Annotated in this window: 25 protein-coding genes and 2 pseudogenes; 23 read left to right on the top strand and 4 right to left on the bottom strand. The window is 59.7% G+C overall.

Features of this window, described 5'->3' with window-relative positions; all coding sequences use genetic code 11:
• The first annotated feature begins 1,052 nt into the window (after positions 1–1,052).
• Together FFI94_RS34270 and FFI94_RS33720 are read left to right on the top strand one after the other, a co-directional pair.
• Complete coding sequence (locus FFI94_RS34270) at positions 1,053–1,652, top strand: hypothetical protein (protein ID WP_313905572.1); 600 nt, start codon at positions 1,053–1,055, stop codon at positions 1,650–1,652.
• A gap of 9 nt (positions 1,653–1,661) precedes the next feature.
• Positions 1,662–2,663: a hypothetical protein gene (locus FFI94_RS33720; protein WP_185993227.1), complete on the top strand. Its 1,002-nt coding sequence runs from the start codon at positions 1,662–1,664 to the stop codon at positions 2,661–2,663.
• A 37-nt stretch (positions 2,664–2,700) separates the two neighbouring features.
• Here the strand turns inward: FFI94_RS33720 and FFI94_RS34750 are convergent.
• Positions 2,701–2,787 (bottom strand): annotated as a pseudogene (locus tag FFI94_RS34750) (homocysteine S-methyltransferase family protein); the annotation flags it as partial.
• 466 nt (positions 2,788–3,253) lie between these two features.
• Between FFI94_RS34750 and FFI94_RS16210 the strand changes: the two are divergent.
• On the top strand, positions 3,254–3,733 hold the full coding sequence (locus FFI94_RS16210) for a CinA family protein (protein ID WP_138868747.1): 480 nt from the start codon (positions 3,254–3,256) through the stop codon (positions 3,731–3,733).
• 112 nt (positions 3,734–3,845) lie between these two features.
• Here FFI94_RS16210 and FFI94_RS33715 read toward each other — a convergent pair whose 3' ends face one another.
• Entirely contained in the window at positions 3,846–4,253 is a 408-nt protein-coding gene (locus tag FFI94_RS33715; RefSeq protein ID WP_185993449.1) for a hypothetical protein, read from the bottom strand.
• 235 nt (positions 4,254–4,488) lie between these two features.
• On the opposite strand from FFI94_RS33715, the pseudogene FFI94_RS16205 reads away from it, so the two are divergent.
• The 8 genes and pseudogenes from FFI94_RS16205 to FFI94_RS34745 all read left to right on the top strand — a co-directional run.
• Positions 4,489–5,009, top strand: a pseudogene (locus FFI94_RS16205) (transketolase); the annotation flags it as partial.
• Between the two features lie 913 nt (positions 5,010–5,922).
• Positions 5,923–6,300, top strand: coding sequence for a TA system antitoxin ParD family protein (locus tag FFI94_RS16195; RefSeq protein WP_138868746.1), 378 nt, complete (start codon positions 5,923–5,925; stop codon positions 6,298–6,300).
• Entirely contained in the window at positions 6,297–6,878 is a 582-nt protein-coding gene (locus FFI94_RS16190; RefSeq protein ID WP_138868745.1) for a zeta toxin family protein, read from the top strand. The genes FFI94_RS16195 and FFI94_RS16190 overlap by 4 nt, the downstream gene beginning before the upstream one ends.
• Positions 6,879–6,922: 44 nt before the next feature.
• Positions 6,923–7,153, top strand: a complete 231-nt coding sequence (locus FFI94_RS16185; protein WP_138868744.1) for a hypothetical protein — start codon at positions 6,923–6,925, stop codon at positions 7,151–7,153.
• Entirely contained in the window at positions 7,150–7,719 is a 570-nt protein-coding gene (locus FFI94_RS16180; RefSeq protein WP_260684159.1) for an RES domain-containing protein, read from the top strand. Before FFI94_RS16185 ends, FFI94_RS16180 begins: the two co-directional genes overlap by 4 nt.
• A complete protein-coding gene (locus FFI94_RS34265; protein ID WP_260684158.1) occupies positions 7,676–7,909 on the top strand; it encodes a hypothetical protein in 234 nt (77 codons plus the stop codon). Before FFI94_RS16180 ends, FFI94_RS34265 begins: the two co-directional genes overlap by 44 nt.
• A gap of 209 nt (positions 7,910–8,118) precedes the next feature.
• The gene (locus FFI94_RS16175; RefSeq protein ID WP_138868743.1) at positions 8,119–8,460 is read left to right on the top strand and encodes an integrase core domain-containing protein; all 342 of its coding nucleotides are present in this window, start codon (positions 8,119–8,121) and stop codon (positions 8,458–8,460) included.
• A 40-nt stretch (positions 8,461–8,500) separates the two neighbouring features.
• Positions 8,501–8,734, top strand: a complete 234-nt coding sequence (locus FFI94_RS34745) for an SDR family oxidoreductase (RefSeq protein ID WP_138873221.1) — start codon at positions 8,501–8,503, stop codon at positions 8,732–8,734.
• Here the strand turns inward: FFI94_RS34745 and FFI94_RS34740 are convergent.
• Positions 8,703–9,050 (bottom strand): transposase, encoded by a 348-nt coding sequence (locus FFI94_RS34740; protein ID WP_397495565.1) that lies wholly within the window; start codon positions 9,048–9,050, stop codon positions 8,703–8,705. The two genes, FFI94_RS34745 and FFI94_RS34740, sit on opposite strands and share 32 nt — an antisense overlap.
• A 1,184-nt stretch (positions 9,051–10,234) precedes the next feature.
• On the opposite strand from FFI94_RS34740, the gene FFI94_RS16155 reads away from it, so the two are divergent.
• From FFI94_RS16155 to FFI94_RS16140, 4 genes are all read left to right on the top strand, one after another.
• The gene (locus FFI94_RS16155) at positions 10,235–11,035 is read left to right on the top strand and encodes a carboxymuconolactone decarboxylase family protein (RefSeq protein ID WP_138868742.1); all 801 of its coding nucleotides are present in this window, start codon (positions 10,235–10,237) and stop codon (positions 11,033–11,035) included.
• 54 nt (positions 11,036–11,089) lie between these two features.
• Positions 11,090–11,920: a mycofactocin-coupled SDR family oxidoreductase gene (locus FFI94_RS16150; RefSeq protein WP_138868741.1), complete on the top strand. Its 831-nt coding sequence runs from the start codon at positions 11,090–11,092 to the stop codon at positions 11,918–11,920.
• A gap of 25 nt (positions 11,921–11,945) precedes the next feature.
• Complete coding sequence (locus FFI94_RS16145; protein WP_138868740.1) at positions 11,946–13,424, top strand: aldehyde dehydrogenase; 1,479 nt, start codon at positions 11,946–11,948, stop codon at positions 13,422–13,424.
• 158 nt (positions 13,425–13,582) lie between these two features.
• Entirely contained in the window at positions 13,583–14,239 is a 657-nt protein-coding gene (locus tag FFI94_RS16140) for a TetR/AcrR family transcriptional regulator (protein WP_138868739.1), read from the top strand.
• A gap of 20 nt (positions 14,240–14,259) precedes the next feature.
• Here the strand turns inward: FFI94_RS16140 and FFI94_RS16135 are convergent, their stop codons facing one another.
• Positions 14,260–14,892: a TetR family transcriptional regulator gene (locus FFI94_RS16135; protein ID WP_138868738.1), complete on the bottom strand. Its 633-nt coding sequence runs from the start codon at positions 14,890–14,892 to the stop codon at positions 14,260–14,262.
• 164 nt (positions 14,893–15,056) lie between these two features.
• Here FFI94_RS16135 and FFI94_RS16130 point away from each other — a divergent pair, with 164 nt between their 5' ends.
• The 8 genes from FFI94_RS16130 to FFI94_RS16095 all read left to right on the top strand — a co-directional run bounded on the left by FFI94_RS16130 (position 15,057) and on the right by FFI94_RS16095 (position 23,118).
• Positions 15,057–15,299 carry a ferredoxin gene (locus tag FFI94_RS16130; RefSeq protein ID WP_138868737.1) on the top strand — a complete coding sequence of 81 codons (243 nt, stop codon included), beginning with the start codon at positions 15,057–15,059 and terminating at the stop codon, positions 15,297–15,299.
• The gene (locus FFI94_RS16125) at positions 15,296–16,582 is read left to right on the top strand and encodes a cytochrome P450 (protein ID WP_138868736.1); all 1,287 of its coding nucleotides are present in this window, start codon (positions 15,296–15,298) and stop codon (positions 16,580–16,582) included. The genes FFI94_RS16130 and FFI94_RS16125 overlap by 4 nt, the downstream gene beginning before the upstream one ends.
• Before the next feature lie 58 nt (positions 16,583–16,640).
• Positions 16,641–17,480, top strand: a complete 840-nt coding sequence (locus tag FFI94_RS16120) for a mycofactocin-coupled SDR family oxidoreductase (RefSeq protein WP_138868735.1) — start codon at positions 16,641–16,643, stop codon at positions 17,478–17,480.
• Positions 17,481–17,858: 378 nt separating this feature from the next.
• Positions 17,859–19,250 carry an ABC transporter substrate-binding protein gene (locus tag FFI94_RS16115; protein WP_260684157.1) on the top strand — a complete coding sequence of 464 codons (1,392 nt, stop codon included), beginning with the start codon at positions 17,859–17,861 and terminating at the stop codon, positions 19,248–19,250.
• The gene (locus FFI94_RS16110; protein ID WP_138868733.1) at positions 19,250–21,373 is read left to right on the top strand and encodes an ABC transporter permease subunit; all 2,124 of its coding nucleotides are present in this window, start codon (positions 19,250–19,252) and stop codon (positions 21,371–21,373) included. The genes FFI94_RS16115 and FFI94_RS16110 overlap by 1 nt, the downstream gene beginning before the upstream one ends.
• Positions 21,351–22,064 (top strand): ABC transporter ATP-binding protein, encoded by a 714-nt coding sequence (locus FFI94_RS16105; protein ID WP_221937754.1) that lies wholly within the window; start codon positions 21,351–21,353, stop codon positions 22,062–22,064. The genes FFI94_RS16110 and FFI94_RS16105 overlap by 23 nt, the downstream gene beginning before the upstream one ends.
• Positions 22,061–22,768, top strand: coding sequence for an ABC transporter ATP-binding protein (locus tag FFI94_RS16100; RefSeq protein ID WP_138868732.1), 708 nt, complete (start codon positions 22,061–22,063; stop codon positions 22,766–22,768). The genes FFI94_RS16105 and FFI94_RS16100 overlap by 4 nt, the downstream gene beginning before the upstream one ends.
• Entirely contained in the window at positions 22,765–23,118 is a 354-nt protein-coding gene (locus FFI94_RS16095) for a hypothetical protein (protein WP_138868731.1), read from the top strand. Before FFI94_RS16100 ends, FFI94_RS16095 begins: the two co-directional genes overlap by 4 nt.
• The last annotated feature ends 21 nt before the right edge of the window (positions 23,119–23,139 follow it).

Genomic DNA, 23,139 nt, shown 5'->3' with positions numbered 1-23,139 from the left:
AAGTTCGAAGAATTAAGTGCGAAACAAATTCCATCGCAAGAGAAATTACGATCAAATCGGCATGAGTATCGACCTGGTTCGGCCAGTGTAGACACGCCGAAAACTCCGACTGTGCGGATAAGTGCCCTGGCTGCGTGCGCAGGCTGCCGTCGTCACCGTTGTTTTCCGGCTGGCAAGTTCTCGCTTCGATCTCGACAATCGATTGTGTCACCGTCTTGTTACCGTCGAGAAAAACTCCGGATCGGTCGGCTTGTACTGCTTCGAAATTGCGGGTTAACAGACAACTCGGAACGGTTAGTTGTTAGTGGGTCTCGGTGTTGCGTGCTCAATGCCGAAGGCGATCGGCGAGCCCTCGGGGCAATACGTCGTTCCCGGGGTGTCGAGATTGACGTCATTAGTTTCACCATGGCTGTGGTCAATGTTCGTTCGAAGAGCATTGTCATATACGGTCTACCTTCCGGTGATGGACTCACTGGGGGACGAGCGCCGCACTACGTCTCCTCCAGGGTGTGGCTACGGCATTTATCGACACATCCTGGTAGTGCTGGGACGAGTCAGCGTATGGCCCCGACCGGGCCGGTAGATCGCGATTCGCGTTCATCTCACTTCCGCTTGCCGCGTAACTGCGGTACGTCGTGGACACGACCAGGCATCGGAGTTTGTTGGTTGATGCCGAGACGTCGGCCCGGCCACACTTCCCGAACCTCCTCACCGGATCGATTGAACGCAAACTGAATCAAGGCTCACGGCAACACCATTCGCCAGGTCGTCAACAAGACCGACTCAGTGTTGTTCGAGTACGGTAACTCATTCGGGACCATGATCGACTTCACCCGTGCGGATATCGCGTAAGCCCAACAGTGGCTGGTCGAGGAGGTTGGCCAAGCCGACGAGTAGTGCTAGCTCCGATACGTATGTGTACCCGCGAGCAGAATGACCATGCGGGACACTTAAGTACCTTCGAAGGTCAGTGCAAAACTGCGACGTAGGCATTCGACAAGTTCTGATATGTCGGCTTACCAGCAGAGGGTTCGGGCGGCACGGCCAACGGCATCGGGTCGCTGATCCTCGGCGCCCACGACGATTCAGACTCACTCGTCTACATAGGAAATGTGGGCACCGGATTTTCTTCCAGGCAGCGCCGCGAACTGCGCGACACACTCATCGAAATCGTTCGACCCACCAGTCCATTCGCGATCGCACCGCCGTATGCGATAGGACGAGTGGCGCGCTACTCAGCCCCGATTATGTCTGTGACGTCGAGTGCCGCAAGTGCGTCGGTGGCGGACTCAGGCATCCAAGTTACAAAGGGCACCTCGACAAATCGGTCGACGAGGTCAAGGTGCCATGATTCGATACAGATGCAACATGACTCTCGATCTATGGCCACTGTTTTCCCAGGAAACGGCGCTATGAGGAATCGGATCGACCATGCGCCATCAGCTTGTTCAAGCGCCGCCACGCCTAGCCGCATCAATGTTGCAGCGGATGCAACACGCATTCCCTCGATTGAATGCAGCGATCACACTTTGGATGCTCGGATCGAAATGCGGTTCAGGCCCCAGGCAAACACTCCGAAGTTTCTCGCCCCCCACATGTCACGTTGGCGGAGGGCCGATCGACTGTGCTTCGGTGCGACCAGTAACCGCTAGGCTGCGGCTATGACAGCCTGGATCGAAGTCCTCACGGCGCTGACTACCGGCCCTGACCTTCCCCTCCGAGGGACGATTCACGAGGTTCGTGTCGAGGGTGCTCCAGAGTCGTTCAGCGGTGGATTCGCCTACAGCGGGCAACCTCCGATGATGGTGGTGCCGGGTCATGGATGCCGGGTCTGGCGGCAAGGCGACAAGGTTCGGGTCGAGAACGTCGACGAAAAACCTGTTTTCATCAGTGATGGTATTCGGGCATGGGACTTCACCGGCCGCTCCGATCGACCTCGGGTCGGCTCTCCTGATCGCGTCATTTATCTCGGTCCCAGCCAGTTCCTGCTCAGACGACGAAACGCGGCCGAATGGGCCGGTGACGACTTCGCTGAACCGGTCGGGGAGGTGGAGGTCGCCGAGTTCGTTGGACGGAATTGTTGGACAGTGCAACTCGCGCCACCTGAAGGAAAGCCGTACCCGCTCCGAATCTGGGTCGATACCGAGTCCGGGCAGATGCTCGGCTACCGCGTCGAGGAGGTTGGGGAGGGCTCACAGTTCATCGACGTCATTGTCGGCGAACCCTTGGAAGAGACGTTGTTCGTTTGGGACGGCCCGGCCTACACGTCCGAGGAGTATCAGCAGTTGCTCCGCGACGAGCACCGAGCCAAGCAACGTCAGCAGGCGCAGTGGTTCGCGGAGAACGTGGCGGATGTCCCGTTGAGGGTGCGCGTACCCATCGATTTCACCCCGGAGGATATTCGTGCAACGGATTCTGGAGGCTTCGATGCATCCAACAGTGCAGCAATGCTCTCCCGCCGCCCCCGCAGCACCGAAGGGTGGGAGCCGAAATGGGGTGTGCCCCATTATGTCTGGTCGACCCAGCTGTGGGACTGGGCAGCAGGGACGATTCACGTTGATCTGGACGGCGCAGCAGTTGAAGAACTTCAACAGAGTTTGCATCCAGGCGAACCGGTAGATCGCGGCCGAAGAGTACATCCTCCCGGGCGCGGACGAATCTAGTCCATCCTTGGTCCTGGTGGCTCAGCCCATGATTGAGGATCCGGTGAGAGATGTCGTAGTCGGCGAGGTTGGGCAGGTTGCAACCGAAGGTGTTGGTCTCGACGGCATCGGCACCAGCGGCGAATTACGCACGGTGGATGTGTCCATTTCCGGCCGGAATACTGCACGTTTCGAATATTGCACGTCCGCCAGTCGATCTCCCCGGCCGACACTGAGCGAACCCCGTGCAAGACGAAGCCGCCGGCATCCGGAGATGTCCAGCGGCTTCCAAAGGGTCGGTGCCCGTCTTGTGCCTCTCGGCAAGTGGTTGATCACACGGTGCACCCAGACGGGCCGCTGCTCGTCCGCTGGTCAGCGGCACTGATCTACGCCGACGGCACCCCGATCAGCCGCGAACGCGTCCCGGTAGCGCTGTGCCGGTACGGCGGCACCTCGAGCCCTCCCTTTTGCGTCGGTAGGCATAAGAAGAGAAAATCTCCACGTACCTAACCAGACGTATCTGAGGAATGGTAAACGGTTGCCGTGCGCCGCTTCCGATGCCCGGTCGCCGAAGTGCACTACGAAGAGATAGAGAAAAGGGAGGACGAGCGATGGCCGACGAAACAGGTGCGGAAGCCCTTGCCGCGCAGATCGCCAGCCGCGCCAAAGGCGGGGAGGTGACGACGATCGCCACGTCGGAATCTTTGACCGGGGGGAACATTTCGTGTCTGCTCGGTGCTGCACCTGATTCGGCCGGGTGGTTTCGCGGCAGCATCGTCGCGTACTCAAGCGACGTCAAATACGGGTTACTCGAGGTACCTTCCGGCCCGGTGGTCAGTGCAGCAGCCGCCCAAGCGATGGCAGCATCGACTGCGAAACTTCTCGACGCGGATGTGACAGTCGCCGTGACCGGAGTGGGCGGTCCCGACCCTCAGGACGGAATTGCCCCCGGAACGGTGTGGTTCGGGCTGGCGGTGGACGGTACTGTGCGCGCCGAGGTGCAACACTTCCGAGGTGAGCCCGATGAGATCGTTGAGCTCACCACACGGCATGCTCTCGAATTGGTGATCGGTGCGCTTCGCGCGCGCTGATCTGACGAGTCGAAACCGGGTTCGCCCGGAGCGCGCCGCGTCGTAGCGTACGCCCGGCACGGCCGAAACGGCGCCGAGTACCGGCTGAAGAAACTTGATCAGCGTTGCACGGTCACGTTGATCGGAACAAACACGGACGGGCGAGGCTGTCTTGAGGCGGGACCGTCGGTTGTCGGCACGGCACCATCCGGGCCACCTTCGGGTCCGCTCCCTTGACCGCCGTCCCGCACGGACCGCCGTCCCGCACGCCGAGAATCTTGTCGAGAAACTCACGCAACAACGCCAGAAGATTCGCAACATGTCCGGCGAGACCCGCGAGAAGCTCATGGTGTTCACCTCTGATCGCGGCAGCAAGGGCGCAGACCGGGCACCAGCTGCAGCCACTGAAGGCGGGCAGTTCTTCGGATGACGTCGTCGACGTTCGGTCTGCGCGCTGCTGCCCTTCGGTGAACGTAGCAAGAATCGGACCCTCTAGCACCGTATCGTCCGCGGCGAAGCGTGAGCCGTGCAGTACCGGCATCGTTCCAGCGCACTACACCGCCGAGGTGAGGACACACTGCGGAGGTGTGAGGACACACGGCAATCAGGGTCAGCGGCGTTTCAAACCCTCCTCGACGGGTATCTGTCTCGCTGCTTGGCCCAGTTCGGCTGTGGATAGTTTTCGATGCCACGTGCTACTTCGACTCGACTCGCCGAACATGCGGCAACACCACACGCCTGCGTCCACCGGGACCACAGTGACAGGAGATCTGCTCGTGTCGTTCACAGATGACGTCGACATCCTCACCGCCGCGCACCATCCGAGTAACGGACAGACCTTGACACGAGAGCGGTCAACACCGTACGGGTGCTCGCCGCTGACGCGGTTCAAAAGGTCGGTAACGGTCATCCCGGCACGGCGATGAGTCCGGCACCTTTGGCTTACACCCTTTTCCAACGCACGATGCGTCACGACCCGACCGATACCACGTGGATCGGGCGCGACCGGTTCGTACTCTCGTGCGGGCACTCCCATCTCACCTTGTATCTGCAGTTGTATCTGGATGGTTTCGGCCTCGAACTCGAGGACATCAAAGCGCTTCCTACCTGGGGGTCGAAGGCGCCGGGACATCCCGAATTTCGCCACACCGACGGAGTCGAAATCTCCACAGGGCCTCTCGGACAGGGCTTGGCGTCGGCGGTCGGAATGGCCATGGCATCACGGCGCGAACGCGGACTGTTCGACCCGAATCTCGCACTCGGCGAGAGTCCGTTCGATCACTTCATCTACGTCATCGGCCGGGGTAGGCCTCGTTGAACTACGCGCCGTCCTCTGACTCGCCGTTGTGTGGCCCGGTGCGTATGGCTGACCGGCGCACCGCATTCACACGCTTGCGCCGGTGAGCTCTTCTCACATCTCGATCTTTCTTCCGCGTTGGCGGGACCAAGATCCATTGCGTTCCGCTGACGCATGACCGACTGCGACATGTGGATTGCCAGTATCGCCGCCGTTTGGGGCACCACGGGCACAGTTCTGGCAATGTGGCTAGGGCGTGCGATCAGCCACGCCGAGCGGGAAGAACCGCATCCCGTCTCGCGGTGAACGATTCTCGGCGGGTCAAGCGGTCGCGTAGTGCGCCTTTTGATTCGCCTCGCCAGCCTGCCGCTGCGTCGTGTTCAGCGCCGCAGCGAGGGTGGCAATGTCCCACACCAGACCCGTGAACATCGACGCAGGATTACCCGTAACGACGCCCTGGCCGCCCAGGATCCGCTTCGCAGGGCGGCGCGTAGGTGTTCGGGCGCGGTGACGAGCAGGCTTCTGAGTCGTTGATGGCCTTGGTTCGACTGACGAGTATCCTTTCACGAGTCGATGTAGCGGGGTGGCTGCGAGCTGCACTGGAAGCGCGTCGTCGAGAGCCCGCGAAATTCGTCCCCACGCCTCAACATCATGCATCTTCGTCAGCGCATGGTGGCAGGCGTCGGGCTTGCCGAACCTTCAACTTGAGACGATCGAGAAGCTGGGCTTGGTCGCAGACAGTTCGATGCGACTGTTTACTCTGCGGAGTCCGGTAGCGAGTTGCGGTCCCTTTCGCGACATCGGCGCGGCCCGGTAGCGCCGGCCAGTTCTGTTCGGTGACCAAAATCGACGGTGGTTGTAGCTGTAGCAGATTGCTACGATATTATCGATGGTGTTACTCGAAGGAGGATCCATGGCGGAAGTCGTCGACAAGGTCACCAGGTTCTCCTCGGAACTCGTGGACGCTGCAGCAACCGAAGGGGAGCGGGAACATCGCTCCGCTCGCCAGCAGCTCGAGCACTGGGCCCGTGTGGGACGCGAGGTGTCTAACCAGCGGCAGGTAGCCCGCCGCCGTGTCGAGGCAGCCCTCGCCGGCCGGCTACCACTTCGCGCGCTCTCAGCAGAGGAGGGCGCTGTGTTCAATGCCGAGATCGCGGCCACACTCGAAGAATCCCTCGCAAACGGCAATCATGTTGCCGACCGCGCTGTGCAGGGGCGCGCGACCGTTGTGCTCGACGAAGAGGGCCGTGTCGTCAAGCACTTACCTGACGGTACCCAGATCGTCCTGTGAGACGTCTCGATCTCGTTGTCGGTCCGAACGGTGCCGGTAAATCGACGTTCGTTGAGCAACGCCTCGCGCCTCTCCTGCCGAATAGCGTCTTCGTCAATGCAGATGTGATCGCCAAGGATCGGTGGCCCGACGCCGCCGAGGAACACTCCTACAAGGCCGCACAAATCGCAGCGACCATTCGGGACGCACTTGTCGAGCAAGGAGAATCGTTTATCGCCGAGACGGTGTTCTCGCATCCGTCGAAGTTGGAACTGATCGATCGCGCGCGCCAGGCCGGGTACGTCGTTGTGCTTCACGTGGTCCTGGTTCCGGTTGAATTGTCAGTCGCTCGTGTCATCGAACGGGTTGTTGAGGGTGGGCATTCGGTGCCGGAAGAAAAGATACGCGAGCGGTTCAAACGATTGTGGTCGCTGGTCGTCGCCGCGATCGACCGAGCCGACCACGCAACCGTTTACGACAACACCGCCGCGGACGTCACGCGGATCGTTGCGCGGTTCGTCGACGGGGATGCGGTCGGTGAGATTTCTTGGCCCGCTTGGACTCCGCATGAACTAACACTTGCTGGCGGTCGTCACTGAAGGTGGTTTCTCTTGAGGGCAGCCGCACCCGATGTTGTCGGTGTGTGCCCGTCAACCTTCTCAATTACCTACGTGTCCCCTGTGGCCACGCAAGCGCCACAAGGGTCCTGCAGTACTGCGACTACCAGGAACCGCCGTCTGCCGACGGTACGTACCAGCGTTTGAACCCGATTTTGGATGATCGTGCGCCCGGGCTTCTTCTGCGTGATGGCGATCTGGCTGAGGTCGGGCCTCAGGTACTTGCTGCTGCACGTCAGTTCGCTGCGGTCGGATGACCTCGGCTGGTCAAACTTTCACGTCGCTCGGTGTGCTGTCGTGCTCGTACGTCGACGGTGTGAGAGCTCATCGCATCGGTTTCCGTCCCGCGCCGTGGGAGTGGACCCCTTGGGAGTACGCCACCGGCGGCCGCTTCACCGGCCGTTGGGACGACCCAGGCGGGGTGTGGCGGACGTTGTATGTAGGTTCGGCGCGACTTGCGTGTTATCTCGAAGTGTTGGCCTATGCACGTCCGTGCCCGGACATGGTCGCGGACCTCGACGACATCGAAGTCGACGATGAGGACCAGTTCGAGTTTCCGACGATTGCTCCCGGTGAACTTCCACTCTCCTGGTGTGCGCCGCGGATGACGGCGGCTGCGGCGCTGATCGGGTGGTTTGTCGTGCCGGGTGATGTCGAGAGTGTGGCGGCCTTGCGGAAGGGGTTTCGCGGCAACGCGTTTCGGCTCGGCCTCGCCGATCTCGACGATGCGGCTATCCGCGACGGCTATCCGCGACGGCAAGCCGCGGGAACTGACACAGGTGATTTCGCAATGGATCAACACTCTCAACGGGCCGGACTGTAAACCCATTGCGGGTATCGAGTTCGACTCCCGCCACGGTGACGGGTTGACGTTGTGGGCGCTCTACGAACATCCAGGTGACCCGGCGATTTCCCCGTCCATCACACCGCTCGACAACGCACCCGTCGACGCCCGTGATCCTGCACTTGTCGAGGCGATGCGTCTGCTCGATCTTGTATGGGTTGATCGGTGAAGCAAACTTGGGTTGCGCGGTGGTGTAGGGCAGTGTCGAGAGTTCTCAGTCGTGCGTAATTCCTGCCCATGCGTAGAAGCTTGAGTCGCGCGGTCGATAGTGGTGATGTCACTGGTGGACTTCTCTTCGGCGTTCCTGTCGCCGTCGCGGTCAATCCTTGGCGGTGCTGGACGAGCATGGTGCGCCGCGGCAGTTGAAGTGACAACGGCATGCAGTTCAAGCCGGGTAAGGGCGAGAAGCCGGTGTTCTTCCAAGAACGGCTCACAGCGCTGGGAATCACCCATCTCTCGTCCCGGCCGCGGCATCCGCAGACCTGCGGGAAGCTCGAGCGGTATCACCGCACGTTCAAAGAGTTCTATGCCGATCACGGGCCGGCAGTCGACGTCGATGAGCTACAGCGACTGTGCGACGAGTTCCGCTGGCTCTACAACCACGAACGTCCCCATCGTGCACTGAACCAGAGGACGCCAGCCGAGGCATATCGCTGCGGTTTCGGGGTCAAGCACGAGTGGGGTATGCGGCCAATGTTGCCAGCACAGTGCGACATTTGAACTTGCCGTAACTGCAGCAATTGCATAGGAGCACAGAAACATTCGATTCAACGTGATAGTGCTTTCAAGCGCTGGCACTCCAATGCTCGTGAAGGAAAAAGCCTCATCCGAGGGAAACCCGAACTTCGACAACGGCGAGTACATCCAGAAGCAGCCTGTTCCGCGTGACGGTGCAGTGACCGAACTTTCAGATGCGGTCCTGTATTTGGCCTCGAACATGTCCTCGTGCACCACCGGAGGAGTTAGTCCAGTGGACGGAGGAATTCCGGCGTAGGTCGATGAGCTCCAAGGGTGCTCTTCCGAAGTGAGTCGAATGGACCCACCTGCACGCTGATGGCACTGTCGTGTGGTACCGGCACCCAGGCGAACTGTTCAACAACGCAAAAGACAGATCGGGTCGTCATTGGATTCGAGACATGTTGCTCTGCAACGTATTTAACAAATTTCGCTGTGTGGAACCAGTTGTAGCCGGCGTTTTCATGAACGCCGACCGCTCGCGCTGCGGCGCGGACCGTGCCACGTCTCTCGAGTAATCGGAAGAATTCTTCCTTCTGTTGATCCGTGTACTTTTTTGCCAGCCATTGCAACACCTTCCAGTAGGTGTTGCAACGATTGCTGGAATCCAAGGCGTCGGATGTTCCGTAATATTCGTGACCCACAGCTTGTTCGGCTCGTCGCGTGTGAATTTACGGTCTACGAGATCGCGCGTGGTTGAGTCTGGTGCTTGGAACGTGCCCGTTTGTTTCCCGGAAGTCTTTTCACGCCAGCAGCTCTCATCAACAATTCGATACAGCCGTGCCCCACGACAATGCCGTGACCAAGGGTGAGTTCTTCCGTGAACCCGGCGGGCACCGTAGGTTCCGTTCGATGCCACGTGTACCTCGGTGATCAGCTGCGTCAACCAGGCATGTCGCGGTGAGCGTTCCGACGGCGGCCGGTTTCGCCACTCGTAGAAACCGGACTCCGATACCTCCAGAACTTGGCATGAGGTCTGTACCGGTAGTTGGCCATCACTTCGACTGCTTCGAACCGCCTTTGCGGCCGCCACCGACTTCAGCAGTTCCGTGGAGCGTTCGGCAATGGCAAGTTCGGTTGCCAATTCCGCGATACGACGACGGGCGGCGGTGAGTTCAGCGCTCTCGATCGAGCTCAGGCCCGGCTTCTGTCCGGTATCGATGAGCTCCTGGCCCATGTCAGTTGTAGATGGTCTGTTCGGTGACATCGCGAGCTGCGGCGATGTCGGCGACGTGCGACCTGACTTCAACAGGTGGAGTACTTTTCGGGGCGGAATTCGGGTGGATAGCGTCGGGGCATCGTGGACCTGTCTCGGCGCATCAATGCCTGAAGTAAAACAAACGAGCTCCGGAAACTCGGGGTACATCACTTACTGATTTGAAAACTCAGTGATTCGCGTAGTTCTGTGTTCACCGCATTAGCACGCCTCGAGTTCGGCCGGAGGGACATCGCCGCAGTCCTCGCAGAGTCGTTGGTGGTTGAACCAGCCCGCCCACTCCAACGTGGCGATTTCCACATGTTCGACCGTTCGCCACGTCCCGCGAGGCACTCCGGCTCCGCCCTCTGGCCCCTTTGGGTGGCGTGGCTGACGATCTCCCGCTCGGGTCCGACCGAAAATGCACCCCGGAACGATGGGCCCCCACCTCCCGAATTTGGCGATATGACCGCAGTTCGGGCAGGGCGCGAGAAAATCCATGCTGGACATAAACAAGTCCTACGACTTAGAGTTCAGTCCAACGACTGAAAGGTGAGTACGGGGATGGAAAATCTAGGTGAGGAAGCTGTATACGCGGTGATGACGACTCGGCCCGCCGAGATCGGTTCGGCGTTCGATGAGGCAAACCAAGACTTCGTGTTCGGCGAGATCTGGTCCCGTCCCGGATTGAGCCGGCGCAACAGGCGTTGGGTCACACTGACCTGCGTTGGGGCTGCTGTTGCGCCTCGCGCGATAGACGATCAGGTCTATGCCGCGCTGAACAGCGGTGACATGACCGTCGACGAGATGCTCGAGTTTGTCTTGCATTTCGCTGTGTACAACGGTTGGCCTAAAGCTTCACATCTCGAAGGCGTCGTTCGCCGCCAGTGGGCCCGTATAGAGAAGGACCGAGGTCTCGAGCGTTCCCCAATCGAACCTGCGAGCAATGACACTCTCGGGCTTAATGATTGGGACGATCGGATCGAACGTGGTGTGAAAGAATTCATGGACGTCAATCTGATCGACGCTCCATCGCCCGATACTCCCTATATTCACGCCGGGATCTTGAACTTCGTCTTTGGGCACGTCTGGCAGCGCCCGGGTTTGACGAGGCGGGATCGACGGTTCATCACTGTTGCATCCGTGGCGGTGAACGATGCAGTGACGCCGCTGCAATCACATGTCGGCTCGGCTTTGGAATCGGGCGATATCACCAAGTCGGAGATGGATGAAGTAGTTCTCCAGCTATCCGCATACTCGGGATTTGCCAAAGGTGAAGCCCTACAGGCGACTGCCGACGAAGCATGGGATCGACTGAGCCTGGCCCGGACTGCCGTTGGCGGCGTCCGACATGAGAGCGCCTAGTACGTCGCCAGAAATTACATTCGAAAAGTTGATGTCTAAAGGAGAACTTCGAACATGTCAGGATTAGAAGGCCGCGTCGCTTTTATCACCGGAGCCGGGCGGGGACAGGGCCGAGCGCATGCGATACGGCTCGCCCGTGAAGGCGTCGACATCATTGGCGTTGATATCTGCGAGAACGTGGACTCGATGACCTATCCGAATGCCAGCGAAGCTGACCTCGAAGAGACAGTGCGGTTGGTGGAGAAGGAATCTCGGCGCATGGTCGGCCTGAAAGCTGACGTGCGGAACTATCGACAACTCACTGCCGCCTTCGAGGAGGGGTACGAGCAGTTCGGTCGCGTCGACATCGTTATCGCCAATGCAGGCATCATCCGGATGGGGGCAGAATCGGAGGATTTTCTGGCGGACTGGAACGATGTCATCGACACCAATCTGACCGGGGTTTATCACACGGTGCGAGCGGCGCTGCCTGCCATGCGCGAGGCTGCGCGTGGCGGGTCGATCGTCATCACCAGTTCGACTGCCGGTCTCAAAGCTTCCTCGTCGTTGTCAGCCAGCGGTAATGCGTACGCGTCTGCCAAACGTGGCGTTGTGGCTCTGATGCAGGGTTTGGCAGCCCATCTCGCCCCGGAATGGATTCGGGTCAACACCATCCATCCCACCGGAGTAGCCAGCGGGATGACCCAGAATGCCGCGATGGACGCCCTCATGGCGCATGCCGCTGCCGGCGGCTCGAACTCGATCTCCGGGATGCAAAACGCTTTACCGCTGCAAATGCTCGAGTGTGAAGACGTCGCCAATGCTGTCGCATATCTCGTTTCCGATGAAGCCAAATTCATCACCGGCATCCAATGGCCACTCGACGCCGGATTCATGATTCGCTGACAGTCATTCGAGACAAGGAAGTTCTATGACTGCAACATATGGTGCTGCAACCGTTTTCGATGAACTTCCCAGCGGACTTCTCATCGGCAGTGACTGGGTTTCGGGCTCCTCGGGTGGTTCGTACGAGCACGTGTATCCGGCAAGCGGCCGACGGAACGCAACGATCGAGATCGCCGGCGAAGTCGAAATCGACCGTGCAGTGAAGTCTGCATGGGAGGCTCATCGTGAGTGGATCGCGTACACGCCTGAGCGTCGTCGCGATCTTTTGTTCGACCTCGCCGACGCGGTGAAAGCTGACGTCGATCGTCTCGCGCGGCTCAACGTGCATGACTTCGGTGTTCCGATAATGATGAGTGCCGGGCACATCGCATTGGCTGAAAAGTTCATCCGGTACTACGCCGGATACGTCGACAAGGCCCACGGATCGAGTACCCCCGTGTCCAACAAGTTCGACGTCAACCTGATCGAACGCGAGCCCTACGGAGTAGTCGGCATCATCGCACCCTGGAATGGGCCGATGGTGGTCGTCGGACTCAACGTTGCTCCTGCCCTCGCCGCCGGAAACGCAGTCGTACTCAAACCTTCCGAACTCTCCCCATTCACATCACTGCGATTCGGCGAACTCTGTCTCGAGGTAGGTCTGCCACCCGGTCTGGTCAATGTGCTGCCATCCGGACCCGAAGGCGGTGCCGCGCTCGTCCGCCATCGCGGGATCAGCAAGATCCACTTCACAGGCGGCGGCGACACCGCAAGAAAGATCATCGCCGAAGCTGCTGTCAATCTCACCCCGGTGGCCACCGAACTGGGTGGCAAATCCGCCAACATCGTCTTCGCTGACGCCGATCTGGATGCGGCGGCAAAACTGTCGGCGTTTCAAGGTCCACTTGGACAGGCCGGTCAGAGCTGTGCGTGTGGTAGTCGAATCCTTGTGCAGGACTCCGTCTACGACGCGTTCATCGAGAAATTTCTGGATGTGGTGCAGTCGGTGAAAATCGGGGAACCTTTCGATCCGAGCGTCGTGGTCGGGCCAGTGGTAAGTCAGGTGGCGGCGGATCGCATCCTCGAGACCATTGATCGGGCATCAACTGAGGAGATGGGTGAACTCATCGCCGGTGGCAAACGACTCGGTGGAGACCTGGCAGATGGCTTCTTCATAGAACCCACCGTTTTTACCGACGTCGACAATCACTCGCCGTTGGCCCGGATCGAAACATTCGGCCCAGTCGTCTCGATAATGCGATTCACCGACGAGGCAGAGGCCGTGGGTGTCGCGAACGACACCGTTTTCGGACTCAACGCCTACATTCAAACCAACGACCTCACACGCGCACATCGAGTTGCGCGTCAGCTCGAAGCAGGTTCTGTCTGGGTCAATCGCAACAGCGATATCTCACCCCAAAGTCCTTACGGCGGTTATAAACAGAGTGGTACGGGTAGAGCAGGGGGACTCGAGGGCCTCCACGAGTTTCAGCAGGTGAAGAACATTCGTATCGGAATGTCGTGATCGAGAAGTGCCGTAGTTTCCCTTCGAGTACCTCGCCACGTGCTCGGTGGTTTCGTCCTTCTGTGCCGCGCTTGTCGGGTGTGGGGACGCCACGTGTCGCATCATCCCGCCTTCAGACGGGGCGTCGAAGCCTAAGTCTTTGGACTTAGACTTCGATGATGGTTACATTAGGTGTGCCAAAATATGCCCCTGCAGCCGTAAACCTGTCGGCCAAACAGCAGTTGATTCTCACTGCAGAGCGACTCTATGCTCTGCATGGCTTCGATGGTGTGCCGCTGAGGCACATCGGAACTGCGGCAGGTATGGCCAACAAGTCCGCTGTGCAATACCACTTCGGAGGCAAAGAAGGCTTGATACAAGCCATCCTGGCGTACCGGGTCGAAGAACTGACACGGAGGCGAGCGATTCTTGGCGCGCGCTCTTCTGCAACGGACCTGAGAAGTGTCCTCGAAGCCCACCAGTTGCCGTTGATGGAACTCGCGGAGGACGAAGACTGCTACTATTTGCCGTTTCTCGAGCAACTCATTCGGGTGGTGCATCCTCTTGACGACCTGCCCGAGGGGTCTCGAGACTGCGAACGTGTCTACTACGAGCGGGTTGGCGCTCTCCTCGGGCATATTCCACAAGCGTTGCGCGAGATCAGAATTCACCAAGCCTCCGGCATGTGCTTACATGCGAGCGCCGACCGCCACCGTCAACGTTTGCTCGGCGCGCCCGTCGCGTCATATGCCGTGTATGTTAGTCAACTCCTCGACACGCTCGTAGCAATGCTCACGACTCCGCCCTCGCCGGAAACGCTTGCAGCACTTGGATAACCTCACAATCCGTTAGGCGATCAGCGAGTCGCGGAAGCGGACGGCCGATCGGCCCCAGCTGTCTCGTTGTGGTGTGAGGCCTGATAGCCAGTGGTCAGCAAGAAGACGGCGCGATCAACTGTCGGCATGATGTCGCTGATCGCGATCTGGTTTTCACGGCATCGACCTACGAGTCCGTAGACAACGGCGGACAGTATCGACTGCAGTTCTGTGACGAATTCAGGGTCTACGTCGGACATGACTGATCTGCCGATGCGTATGACCGGGTCGAAGCTGTCCATGCCGAGGTCACGGTCGCCGACGACGGTCCGTACTTGAAAGTACGCAAAGAGCATCGTCGGGTGCTTTTCCCAAGGTTCGAATATCGACCGCATCACCCGCATTATGGCCGGGTGGAGGGGCTCATTTGGGCCGCGCGTGTGATTGACGAGCCCGGAGTGGTTCTCTACCATCCACCGTTCGATGGCAGCGGCGATCAGTTCTTCTCGAGTGGCATACCGTTTGTAGATAGTCGTCAGCGATGTGCGGGCGCGACGCGCTACTTCGCGCAGTTGCACTGCGTCGTACCCTTCCTCCTCGAGGAAGTCGATGACGGTCTCGAGAAGTGGGTCTCGTGTGAGCTCCGGAACGCCCGCGAGATCTACGTTCTCCATTTTGTGAATTCCCTTGCCTTGTCGGGATAACCAGGTTATCGTAGCGCTTAGTAACTCGGTTACTTACTTCACATCCTACGGTGGCCGCACGAAAAATGTCCGCGCCGTCGGCAATCGGCGAGACCACTGCTGTTCGAGTTCGAATTCACCATGCGGAGCACCCAATGACTGGTTCCCCAAAGCGCGTACATATCGATCGCGGCATGTGCGAGGCGCACGCGCTGTGTGTCGAGATCGCACCCGAGATCTTCGACCTCGTCGACGATGACGTCGCAAGCTGCAACGAGAATCCTCCGGAAGCGTTGTGGCCCAAAGCGCTGGCCGCGGTCAGTGCTTGCCCGCGCCAGGCCATCAGCATAGTGCACGATTTGCCTGCTACTTCACCCGAAAGGTCAGTGATCCGATGACCGATCTCGCATCAGTCGACTATTTCTCCGACGGAGAGATCGCACAGAATCCCTTCGAATACTTCGACTACCTTCGAGGACAGAATCCGGTTTTCCGTGAACCGCACTATGGCGTGGTGGCAGTCACCGGCCATCAAGAGGTGATCGAGGGATTCAAGAACACCGACGCGTTGTCGGCCATCAACGCGATCGGCGGGCCGTTTCCTCCGCTGCCGTTCGAGCCCGAGGGTGACGACATCACCGCCCAGATTGAAGCGCACCGGCACCATTTCCCGATCTTCGAGCACATAGTTGTGATGGATCCACCTGAGCACACGAGAGCTCGATCGCTGCTGGGACGGCTCCTCACCCCAAAGCGTCTGCAGGAGAACGAACAATACCTGTGGGACCTGGCAGATACTCAGCTCGACGAATTCATCGATAACGGGGACTGTGAGTTTCTCGGTGAGTACGCTAAACCTTTTGCCACGCTCGCGATTACGGATTTGCTTGGCGTTCCGACGGAAGATCGGGCAGAGTTTCGCCGGATGCTGGGCGCAGGCAAGCCGGCCGGTAACAAGGTCGGGGCGCTCAACCATGATCCTGTCGGGATCAACCCGCTGGAATACCTGGAGGAGCGCTTCAGTGGTTACGTCACCGAAAGGCGTCGCGAACCGCGCAACGACATTCTCAGCGGTCTGGCGTCGGCCAAGTATCCGGACGGCTCAACACCTGAAATTCTGGAAATCGTGCGGCCTGCAACGTTCCTGTTCGCTGCCGGTCAGGAGACTGTGACGAAGCTGCTCAGTTCGGCGTTGCGAGTACTCGCCGAACGTCCGGAACTCCAGCAGACTCTGCGCGAGGATCGCAGCCTGATCCGTCCATTCATGGAGGAATCACTGCGTTTCGACAGTCCGACGAAGGTGGACTTCCGCCTCGCCCGCAAGTCCACCAGAATCGGCGATCTTGACATCCCCGCCGGAACGGTCGTGATGCTGGGTCTCGCTGCCGCCAACCGTGATCCGCGAAAGTTCGAGAATCCGAATGAGTTTCGGCTCGACCGGAAGAACGCGCACGACCATATCGCGTTCGGTCGGGGGCTGCACACCTGTGCCGGTGCACCGCTCGCCCGTGTGGAGGCCTACGTCACCTTGAACCGTCTGCTCGACCGGATGAGTGACATCACCATCAGTGAACGCGCACATGGCCCAGCCGGCAACCGCCGGTACGTATACGAACCCACCTTCCTGCTGCGCGGACTTATGGAACTCAATATCGAGTTCACCGCTATCCGACAGCCGTAATTCGTCGCATACCAGCATCGGGCGATTACTCGATGTACCCACCGAGAGAGGCAATTTCATGGCAGGCAGAGTAGAAGGCAAGGTTGCGTTCGTCACCGGCGCGGCACGTGGTCAGGGACGCAGTCATGCGGTGCGACTGGCACAAGAAGGTGCAGACATCATCGCCATCGATATCTGCGGACCGATCAGACCGAACGCCCAGATAGCCCCGTCTGAGCCGGCCGATCTGGCCGAAACCGCAGACCTGATAAAGGGGCTCAACCGTCGCATCGTGACGGCGGAGGTCGACGTCCGCGATTTCGACGCACTCAAGGCTGCGGTGGACAGCGGCGTCGAGCAATTGGGCCGTCTCGACGTCATCGTTGCCAACGCCGGGATCGGAACCGGTGGCCCTACGCTCGATCAGACCAGTGAACTGGACTGGCAAGAGATGATGGACATCAACCTCTCCGGCGTGTGGAAGTCGGTGAAGGCCGGTATTCCGCACTTGATCGAGGGCGGTCGCGGCGGGTCGATCATCTTGACGAGTTCGATGGGGGGCCTGAAGGGATACGCCCACATGGGTCCGTACATCGCCGCGAAACACGGCGTGGTCGGGCTGATGCGTACGTTCGCAGTCGAACTGGGAGAGCACTTCATCCGGGTCAACTCCATTCATCCCACAAACGTGAATACACCGATGTTCATGAATGAGGGAACGATGAAGATGTTCCGCCCCGACCTCGAGAGCCCCGGACCGGAGGATCTGAAGGCCGCCGCGCAGTTCATGCACGTACTGCCGATCGGCTGGGTGGAGCCCGAGGACGTCAGCAATGCCGTGCTGTTCTTGTCCTCTGACGAATCCCGTTACGTCACAGGACTTCCTCTCACCATCGATGCAGGTAGCAACCTCAAGTAGCAGTGACAGTCCGCTGTACATTTCGGTACCGGGTTGTGCACTCCACTCCGTGCGGGCCCGGTACCGACAGCGATGACACAAAGCCACCTGGCACGTCGCGATTTACTGCGGTATGTGCCGCCAAAGAACTTCAACACCCACGGGCACCACTGTCGACCCGTTTCGTCTGAATTCGTCGCAGTATCAATGCTGCTCGGTCGGCCGGAAGATATCGCTGCGTCCCGCGCTTCCATGTCTTTCGGAGGAGGCCAGCTTCATCACCGGATCAATCCTCCCTCTCAGCAGCTGAACTCTCACTTAAACAAGTGCCATGTCAAGGAATACACGATGATCTGTCGACTGCGCCAGTTGACCGCCTTGACCAAATGTAGGAGACCTGTGAAACCACAACGAACACTCGCTGCCGTCCTCGCCGTGGTGGCGGTAGCGGCAGCCGTCACCGGATGCAGTGGCCGAAGTTCGAGCGAGAGTTCGGCTGAGGGCGCCGACGATGGCGGAACCAGCGCTGCGGCCGCCTCCAGCGACTTCGGCGACCTTCAAGGCGTGTGTCAGCCTGGCGATGTCAAAGGCGCACCGGCCCAAGGCGTGACCGCGGAGGAAATTTCTGTCGGAGTCTTCTCCGACATGGGTTTCAACAAGAACACGGAATTTGCCGACGCCGCAGAGGTTTTCACATCGTGGTGTAACGATGCCGGCGGCATCAACGGTCGCCGGATTGTTGCCAACGTCCGCGATTCGAAGTTGATGGAAGTTCGTCAGAGAATGATCGAAGCCTGCCGTGACGACTTTGCTCTCGTCGGCGGCGGCGCAGCGTTGGATGCCCTCGGTGTCAAGGACCGGCTGACATGTATGTTGCCGAGTTTCCCCGCGCAGGCCGTCCAGGCACGATCTGCCGGCGCAGACCTGGAGGTAAGTGCGTCACCAACCATGATTCCCGGATACGACAATTACAACGGTTTTCGGACTTGGATCGCCGATGAGGCGTACCCGGACTCGAAAGCCGCCGTCGGGATCATCAACGGTGATTCGGCGGTTACCAAGGCAATTGGTGCTTTGACCGCAGAAACACTCGCAGCCACCGGTGCAACGCTCATCTACGACGAGCTCTATCCAGCTATGGGTGTCTCGGACTGGACTCCATACGCTCAGGCGATCAAGAGCAAGGGCGTCAAGGGTCTGATCTTCATGGGCGACTTCAATCAGTTGGCCAAGCTCGAAGAGGTCCTTACCAGCATGAACTACAAGCTCGACTGGATCGATGCCAACAACAATGCGTATAACACCTCGTTCATCGAACTGCTGGGGAAGTCCGCGGACTTCCAGAACAATCTCGTATCTCTCAGCGGGGTAGCGCCATTGGAGAGTGACGAGCCAGCGGTGGCGGAGCTCAAGGCTATGTACCAGAAGTACGCCCCGGACGCGCAGATCACACTTCCGTCGATGCTCGCCATGTCGTCGTGGTTGCTGTTCGCGAAGTCGGCCGCCAGTTGCGGTGACGATCTCACCCGCTCGTGCCTTTACAACGCAGCTGTCGCCGAAACTGCTTGGACCGGGGGAGGTTTGCATGTCGCTAACGATTTGGCGAATCCTATCCCGCCGCAGCCGTGCTTCAACGTCGAGCGAGCGACATCTGACGGATGGGAGGCAGCTGATTTCAATCCTGACAACGGTCTCTACCGTTGCGATATCCCCGCTCGCAAATTGACGGCTGACTTCGGGACGCCGATGACCCTGGCCGAAGTCGGTAAAAGCATCGGCGATTTCGAATAATGGAACAGTTCATCTCCTTTGGGATCGTCGGGCTGAGCACTGCGGCGATCTACGCGATCATCGGCAGCGGATTGGTGGTTACCTACACGACCACCGGCGTGTTCAACTTCGCACACGGCGCGACGGGCATGATGGCGGCTTTCTCCTATTGGCAGCTCAGCGTCGGTTGGGGTTGGCCGGTGTGGTTGTCGGTAGCGACCGTACTTCTTGTCCTGGCACCGGCTTTCGGGCTTCTCGTCGAACTGTTGGTGCGGCCGGTCCAAGCCCTTGGTGAGGCTGAGAAGCTGGTGATGACTATCGCCTTGCTGAGCGGTCTGATTGCGCTCGCGAGGTGGATCTGGAGTCCGAACAAGGCACGCACGCTTCCCAAGTTCTTTGCCGAGCAAGACTCTTTTCAGATCGGTGCCGCGACGGTCAGTTGGCACCAGGCAATCACCATGCTGGTAGCGGTCGTCGTCGCGGTGGGGCTGCGAATCTTGATGCTGCGCACTCGAACCGGAACCGAAATGCGAGCGACGGTCGACGACCGTGCCTTGGTGGGTCTGACCGGGGCAGACCCGGTTCGCGCCAACCGGGTTGCCTGGATTCTGGGGACGGTATTGGCGGCAATCGGCGGCATTCTCATCGCTCCGATGGTCGCCCTCGATGCGACCCAACTGTCACTCGTGATCGTCAGTGCTTATGCCGCAGCGATATTCGGACGGTTGAAGAGCTTGCCGATGACTTTTGTCGGCGCGATCGTCGTCGGGTGCATGGAAAGCTACCTCACCGGTTACCTACCGCAGAGTCCGTACCTTCCCGGGCTGCGACTCGCTGCGCCGGCAATTCTGTTGCTGCTCGCGCTGTTGCTGTTTCCGCACGGGCGACTTCGGAGACGCGACCGTCACCTCAGTCAAGTTCCGCTACCGACAGTTCGCGGCACAATCGCCTTCGCAGGAGTTATCGTCGCGTTCGGACTCATTCTGGCCACCGTACTGGGGGAGGGTGATCTGATCACCTACGGACAGATATTCGCATTCGGCGTCATCGCGTTGTCCTTCGTTCCGCTAGTCGGTTACGCCGGTCAGATCTCGCTCGCACAGCTCACGATGGCGGGGGTCGGGGCGATCGTCTGTGCACGCTTGGGCGGAAATGGGCAATGGTGGGCACTTTTGGCGGTGATGGTCATCTCGGGCATTGTCGGTGCGGTGATCGCAGTGCCGGCGCTGCGACTCTCAGGGGTGTACCTGGCGCTCGGGACGGCGGCAATCGCGGCCATCTTCGACCGATGGATCTTCACGTTGCCGTCTTTCGAGGTGTTCGGCACGGAGATCACACTGTTTGATCAGGGTTCAGTGGAATTGGTAGGCCCGCGACTGTTCGGATTCGCGATCGACACCCCGGCAGAACTGACAGTGTTCTCAGCAGTGTGTCTGGCGCTCGTCACACTGGGCGTGGCAATGCTCCGACGAGGGCGCCTCGGTCGACGATTGATTGCACTGCGCGACAGCGAGGCAGCGTTTGCGACATTGGGAGGCAGCTTGCTGCTGACGAAAATGCTGGTCTTTGCGCTGTCAGCCGGCATTGCCGGTCTCGGTGGGGCGCTGTACGGAATGCAACTGATGTCGATCTCGGCGGAGCAGTTCAGTTTTGTTGCCGGACTGGGTATTTTCCTGATCGCCGTCGTCGGTGGACTCGGTGTGGTCGGAAACGGACTCTTCACCGGAACGATGATTGCCGGCCCTCTCAATGCAATTGTGGCGTTGTGGCCGGCGGCCGCCAACCTCGTGCAGACGCTGCCCGCCGCTGCCGGCTTGGCATACAGTTCCGGCGCCGTCGACGACGGACTCGTACCCAGCCTGCGTCGGCGCTGGGAGCCCGCACTTCGGGACCGCGTCGTGATGGCTGTCTTACTCGGTTGGATTGGGGCGCTGTGGATTCTGCGACTCGTCGATGTCGTGAACGGGTACGTGCTGATCATCGGGGCGGTGGCCGGAATTCTCGCAGCCCGAAGTTGGGGTGTGTCGAGGCAACGGGAGGCACCGGCAGAGCGGGAGATTCCGGTGGAGTGGTGGGGCCTGGAGCGCCCCTGGACTACGGAAGACGAGGAGGTGCTTGATCGTGCCATCGCAGCTCGAAGTTAAGGACATCACGGTCACATTCGGCGGCCACCACGCACTCACCGACGTTTCACTGACCGCCGAACAAGGCAACATCACCGGCCTCATCGGACCCAACGGTGCCGGAAAAAGCACCCTGTTCGACGTCATATCCGGACTCCGCAAGCCCGCCACGGGAAGTGTGTTCCTCGATGGCCGCGATGTGACCCGAGCCGGACCGTCTCGGCGCGCCAAATACGGTCTGGCGCGGACGTTTCAACGACTGGAACTCTTCGGTCGTCTCAGCGTCAGAGACAACCTCCTCGTTGCCGCCGAAATTGGGCCGCAACGACGCAACGCGACAGCCGTTGTCGACGACATCATCGATCGACTGGGATTGGCTGCCGTGGCCGCGATCACTGCCGATTCGCTGTCGACCGGCATGGGACGACTCGTCGAGGTGGCGAGGGCGATGGCAGTGCACCCGTCCGTCATTCTTCTCGACGAACCGGCTGCCGGGCAGGATCCCGAAGAGACACAACGGTTCTCTGTGCTACTGCGATCACTGGCGGATCAGGGAACAGCGGTTTTGTTGGTCGAACATGACATGGAATTGGTGATGAGCGTGTGCGATCAGGTGTACGTGCTCGATCTCGGGAAGATCATCTCGGTCGGCCCACCCGAGATGATCCGGCGCGATGACGCCGTTCTGGCAGCGTATCTGGGGGAATCATGAGTCCCGTTCTCGAACTACGCGACGTCCGCGCGGGTTACGACGATATCGCTGTCCTGCACGGCATCGATCTTGCAGTCGAGCCAGGGCAAGTAGTGGCATTGCTCGGTCCGAACGGTGCAGGCAAGACCACCACGCTGCGCATCATCTCCGGTGTCCATCCGATCACCTCAGGACAGCTCCTGCTCTGTGACAGAGACATGACCGGAGTATCACCGCGGGAATTGGCGCGCGCGGGTGTATGTCTCATCCCCGAGGGGCGCGGCGTATTCCCCAATCTGTCCGTCCGGGACAATCTGTCGATGATGACCTTCACCGGTCGCTCTCGTGACGAAATCGAAGAGGTCGCATTCACTCGTTTTCCCATCCTCGCGGAACGAGCCTCACAAATTGCCGGAACATTGTCCGGTGGCGAGCAGCAGATGCTCGCTCTCTCCCGCGGCTTGGCCACCGAACCAGCTGTGCTTCTGCTCGACGAATTGTCCATGGGACTAGCGCCTTTGATCGTCGGCCAACTCTACGAGGAGGTCGCCGAGATCGCGAGGCAAGGTGTCGCCGTGATACTCGTCGAACAGTTCGCGAACGCCGTACTCGAATTCGCCGACCATGCTGCAGTTCTCGTTCGAGGTCGGATCGAAAAGCAGGGCCACCCGGACGACGGACTGCGCACCGAACTTGCCACCCTCTACCTAGGAAGTTCCACATGACCACGACTGAAACACGCGCAGAGCGTTTTTCCCGCGAGCTTGCCGATTTGAAGATTCCCGACCCGTCCGCGGGCCGGTCCAGTCTCTGGCTGCGACTCGGAATTGCACTGATGGTGCTGGGTCCAGCGTTGGGAGTGGGGGCTTATCTTCTGTCACACAACACATCTGATCCGCTCGTGCAACGAGACGCCATCATTGTCGCCGTGATCGGAATAGCCGTAGGAATCAACGGAGCTGCTATCTTCCTGCGCTATTCACTGACCAATTTCCTGAGATTCTGGATGGCTCGCCAATCCTACGACCTGGCACTCGCAACGAGAGTTCCCTCCCACAACGGAGAACAGTCGTGACCTTCTGACACGTCGGGAGCT

Source organism: Rhodococcus sp. KBS0724 (assembly GCF_005938745.2).
Classification (GTDB): Bacteria; Actinomycetota; Actinomycetes; order Mycobacteriales; family Mycobacteriaceae; genus Rhodococcus_F.
This window is presented reverse-complemented; position numbering and strand designations above follow the sequence as displayed.